General features: G+C 42.7%; 2 protein-coding genes. Both read right to left on the reverse strand.

Annotation, left to right across the window (positions count from 1 at the left end; genetic code table 11):
• Positions 1–442: 442 nt before the first annotated feature.
• On the reverse strand, positions 443–2,416 hold the full coding sequence (gene drt3b, locus AC3WMT_RS30765) for an antiviral reverse transcriptase Drt3b (protein ID WP_158249189.1): 1,974 nt from the start codon (positions 2,414–2,416) through the stop codon (positions 443–445).
• Entirely contained in the window at positions 2,413–3,687 is a 1,275-nt protein-coding gene (drt3a, locus tag AC3WMT_RS30770) for an antiviral reverse transcriptase Drt3a (RefSeq protein ID WP_158249190.1), read from the reverse strand. The genes drt3b and drt3a overlap by 4 nt, the downstream gene beginning before the upstream one ends.
• Between the last annotated feature and the right edge of the window lie 714 nt (positions 3,688–4,401).

A 4,401-nucleotide genomic window follows, 5' to 3' on the forward strand; every position in this document is an offset into this window, starting at 1 on the left:
GGGTGGAGAGGTTGGGGGAGGGAGTGGTTTTGCCGAGGTTGGTGAGGCAGTGAGTCGTCACTTGGATTTTTCTACGTTTAATCGGGGGCAGTTACTGTGCCTCTGTAAAAGAACGCGCAACCTTGCAATGGTAGTCTCTGCTTTTTAGGGGAGAGATCGTCGTCTGCTACCGGCCGACGGTAGCCGTGGTTCGGAAAGGTTCCGCGCACATAAATACTTAATATGTGGGAATAGCTCCGAAGCGAGGCGTATTGATGTGTTCGCTGCTGATCATAGGAAGGTATGGCTTGAAGCAAGAAACACGGTGGGTGTAGTGTGTGCGGTCACCCGCCGCTCCTATGAAAGCTAGCGAGGCCTAATTATCAGATTCCAACATCCAAATCATAGGCGGCCACCTTGCGGTGTAAAGCCCACCGTGCTTCTTGGCAAACAGGCTAACCAATCAATAGCCACTTAGCAATTCCTTTTTCTCTAACACCGTCAGCAGATCAAAACTATGCCAATTGACAAACCAAATATTGTTGTCAAAGAAGTCCATCAATATCTTTGCTTTCGCTTTGCCGGGTTTTGAACCCGTAACAGATTCAAATAGCTTCGAGGCAGTTGCGTAGCGGAAATCACGATCAACATAGGGACACGTCAGTACATCCATCAGTAAATGAAATTTGTGGGAGTTTATACGCACATCGTCGATGTGATTTAAATGCTGATGAATACTTGCTGTTACTTTTGCTCGAGCCTCGCGATACAGTGGCTCATCTCCAATGTAATAAAGCAGTGTCACAATTTCAAAATAACTAAGCGGTTCGACGCTGTCGGGGCTAGATATGCCATGAAGAGTTTCTTTAGGTAGCAGATATTGGGGGCCTAGTTCCTTGCATAGCACCAGGATGTTCATCGCCTCAAGAAAACTGATGTTTGTATTGCTTGTTAATATGCCCAAATATCCTCCGCTGGAGAAAAACTCTTTGCATAATTGGTAGACCGTAGTTTTGATGCTGTCTATATCTGCTGGCATGTGTTTTTCATAGAATGTACAGGCAAGCTTCACAGCTATACATAGTTTTACTGAGGATTTGTGGCTTGGATTTATGCTGTAGAAATGAAAAATTGTCCTTATGGAGAAATTGAAAAAATGCGAGAAGCCTTTGAGATGATTTTCTATGCTGGTATTGCGATTGATGTTTTCCTCCGTTGCGCTAATTATGCGATTGCTAAGCCATCCTACTACGTAAGAGCTCACCAGTTGGTACGCGCCTGAGTCAGCGCTGCATGCGGCTTTGACATCATCTATGAAGTGCAATGTAAGAATTTTTTGATTAGGTAACTCTCGTGGGGAACTATAATTGTCTCCTGAAAAAAGTGAATCTTTCAGATCAACAAGCCTGCGTTGCACGGATCTTAGTGACTTTGTTTTTGATGTGATGAAAGGACGCTCTGCTTTTGATGACTTTGCTTCATTAATATTTAATTTGTAAGCCTTGCATTCAGCTTCGACGACTTGCGCAATTTTATTTGATGTGATGTCAGAGTTGGTAAATATGAAAAAATCGTCTACGTATCTTCGCATGGAATAATCGATGTCGGCCGTTAAACCCAATCCTATGAGTTTCTTTTCCACACGTTCATCTATTTCCTGAAAAATTATCTCTGCGAATATCCTGCTAACCTCGGGGCCGATCGGGATTCCTGCAGTTTCGTTATAGTTAGAACAGCGTATGACTTGGTCGAAAATGTCTCCGAAAACCCCATCAACTCCAATGTGGCGCTTTGTGTATTCTTTGGTTTTTATTGCCCAGGCTATAGAGTGAGTATAAATGCTGTCAAAACACTTCGAAATATCCATGGAGTAAAATTGAGAATGCTGCTTTTCCAGTCTTAAGTAATCAAATGATTCGAAAAACTTGTGAAGGCGTGTATTCTCACCATAGGCGAAATAAGTTGTTAAGTACCTGTCTCTAAGCTCATTCTCGGCTGATGTCGTGGTGTCGGAGCGATATTTTTTGATGTTTTCTTGGGGGTTCTTTACGTAGTATTTACTCGTGATTTTTTGCGGGGCGCGCAAACTAAATTTGCTTTTTTGGCAGCATAGTAAAATCTGGTTGTCGAATTTTTGGTACAGCTCAACAAAGTGTAGTTGGGAGCGGGGATGTATCAGAGATAACGTACGTGGAGAATCAAGATCTTTTCGTATATTGTAAATATAAGGAATGGAGAACTTCAGTTCTTTTTCATATTTTAGAAGTGGCGTTAGCAGTTTTTGGATGTCTTCAGGTCTGCTGAGAAGTTTTTGGATCTGCTTGTAAAAACCAAAGTTATCGAATATTACTGGGGTTTCATACGGACAAGTTTCGGTTAATAGAATGCGATTGTAATCCTGCTTTCTAACTTTTTGGGTTTGCGGTCCCGTAATCATAACCATACCCTTTTTATAGTCTCAAAACTTCTGTATGAAAAAGAATGAAATCGCTTGTTTTTGAATCCCGAGCTGAAGTTGTAACCGATCAACTCTTTTCTCTGGTTTTTTGTTAGTGCGCCAATTATTCGAAGCGATAGTGATGAATAGTTGGAAAACAATAGGTTTCTCAAAAAATTGTCTAATTTTATAAGGGCGCAATCAATGTGGGTGTTTTTGTGTATGTAACTATAGTATATGCCTGTCTTAATGGTGATTTTAGTGTTGGGCTCTCGTATTTCATAGTTTCCTGTTATTGCTCTTAAGCGATTTTTTAATAATCTAAAATCGTTATGGTCTTTTCTGCTGGCTAGAAAGTTGGTAAAAGAGTTGATTAGTCTGGTTTTTAACTTTTCTATCTTGTTGTCGGATATGTCAACAAGTACGTCTCGGCGAAGGTTGCCCAGCGCATTATCTCTCGTCGTGTTGTTAGATATCCTGATTTTGTATCCTAAGTAACTCAGGGTGTAGTAGGCTTGTATTGACGCATTTTTCTTTTTTGATTGATGGATCGCTGGTACGGGTAAAAAAGTACGTTTCTCGCCATCATGTAGACACAATTCTTCAGGTAAATTGTCGACTACAATTTTGTCGAAGGATTTTTCTTCGCACCTTTCTGATGTAATAATTAGTATGTCGTCAACAAAGCGAGCAAAGAAGAAAACATCATTGTTGTGACGCATAGTTCGGTCGAAATCGAGCAGTCTAAATTCTGCTAAAGCTCCACTTACAGCAAGCCCGCGCGGCAATCCGGGTACGTCGTATATGTCTAGTATAAGAAATAGTCTTTGAATTAGTAATATTGTTTGCCATGTACATCTTCCATCTGAAACTAATCGCTCCAGCAGTAGTTTGCGATCGATGCTTTCATAAAAATTTTGGATGTCATATCTGAAGGCATTGAATGCTAAGCACTCCTTCATTATGGAAACAGTATTGCTAATAAGAAATTGTCGATGAGATTGAGTTGCGGGATAGGCTGCTCTAATGTTCTTTGCTAATAGCCTGGCAATAATTGTGTCTGAGATATCGCTAAAGCCGTAGCCAGTTTTTTTTCCTAAGCCAAATATCTTTAATCCTGAAGAGAATGCCAAGCCTTTAATTATTCGCTGAGATGACTCTGTGCCGATTTTTTTTCGTGTTAGAGAGTCATGTAATGTCGCATTTTTACATTTGTCCGGGAAGTTGATGCGGCGACTTAAATTGGTAGGTGTATAAGGTTGTTCAATCATCGCTACCATCCTTGTCAACGTATCCGCACAAAAAGAAAAACCGTTCGGGGCCACGACACAAAACTCACCGTACCAGACGTGATGGGCTAACGCCATTATCGGAACGGTACGCACATTAGGTATCACTCCCGTCGAGGAGAAAAAGCTGAATACCTAGCGGCGGTTTGATTTGTAGCTGCTTTTGCAGATACTGCAACAAAAATGAAATGCAATCGAAATATGGACGTTTGAGCGACCGTCGGGTCAGCGCTTTGTCCAAAGAGCGAACTCCACGTCATAAGGAGGCGTTGGTGGACGTGAGTGGGGTCTTGATAAACGCCAGTGTTTAAAAAGACATCTCCCGACACTCTCCCAGGCTACACATCCTTGCGCCTTTGCCTACAGCTACGCCAGAATCCGCCGGCTTGTGCGCTTTTGGGGCGGATTCTATTGTGGTCTGGTCGCTGACGAATCAGCGATCGGGTTTGGTAGCCCGGCTTAGACTTGGCGCATAGCGTCACCTGATATAGGCCTTCTTGTGGCTGTGTATTTATGGTGGTCATGCGCAGGGCGTCTTCGGGCGCGCCGGTTCTCCAAGTCACCGGTCTACCAACCTTCGTATGGCCACCACCCCTTCGTTTGGTAGCGAAAGATGATGGCTCCTTTTCTATGATTTGGAGATTCACTCATGATCAAACCAACACCCAACCGGCCCGAAACCGACTCGGTTTCCCC

The organism is Pseudomonas sp. FW305-7 (assembly GCF_058786735.1).

What these genes read in the sequence shown, in the direction of transcription:
- drt3b (WP_158249189.1), bottom strand. Translation starts at nt 2,416, where the DNA reads ATGATTACGGGACCGCAAACCCAAAAAGTTAGAAAGCAGGATTACAAT.
- drt3a (WP_158249190.1), bottom strand. Translation starts at nt 3,687, where the DNA reads ATGATTGAACAACCTTATACACCTACCAATTTAAGTCGCCGCATCAAC.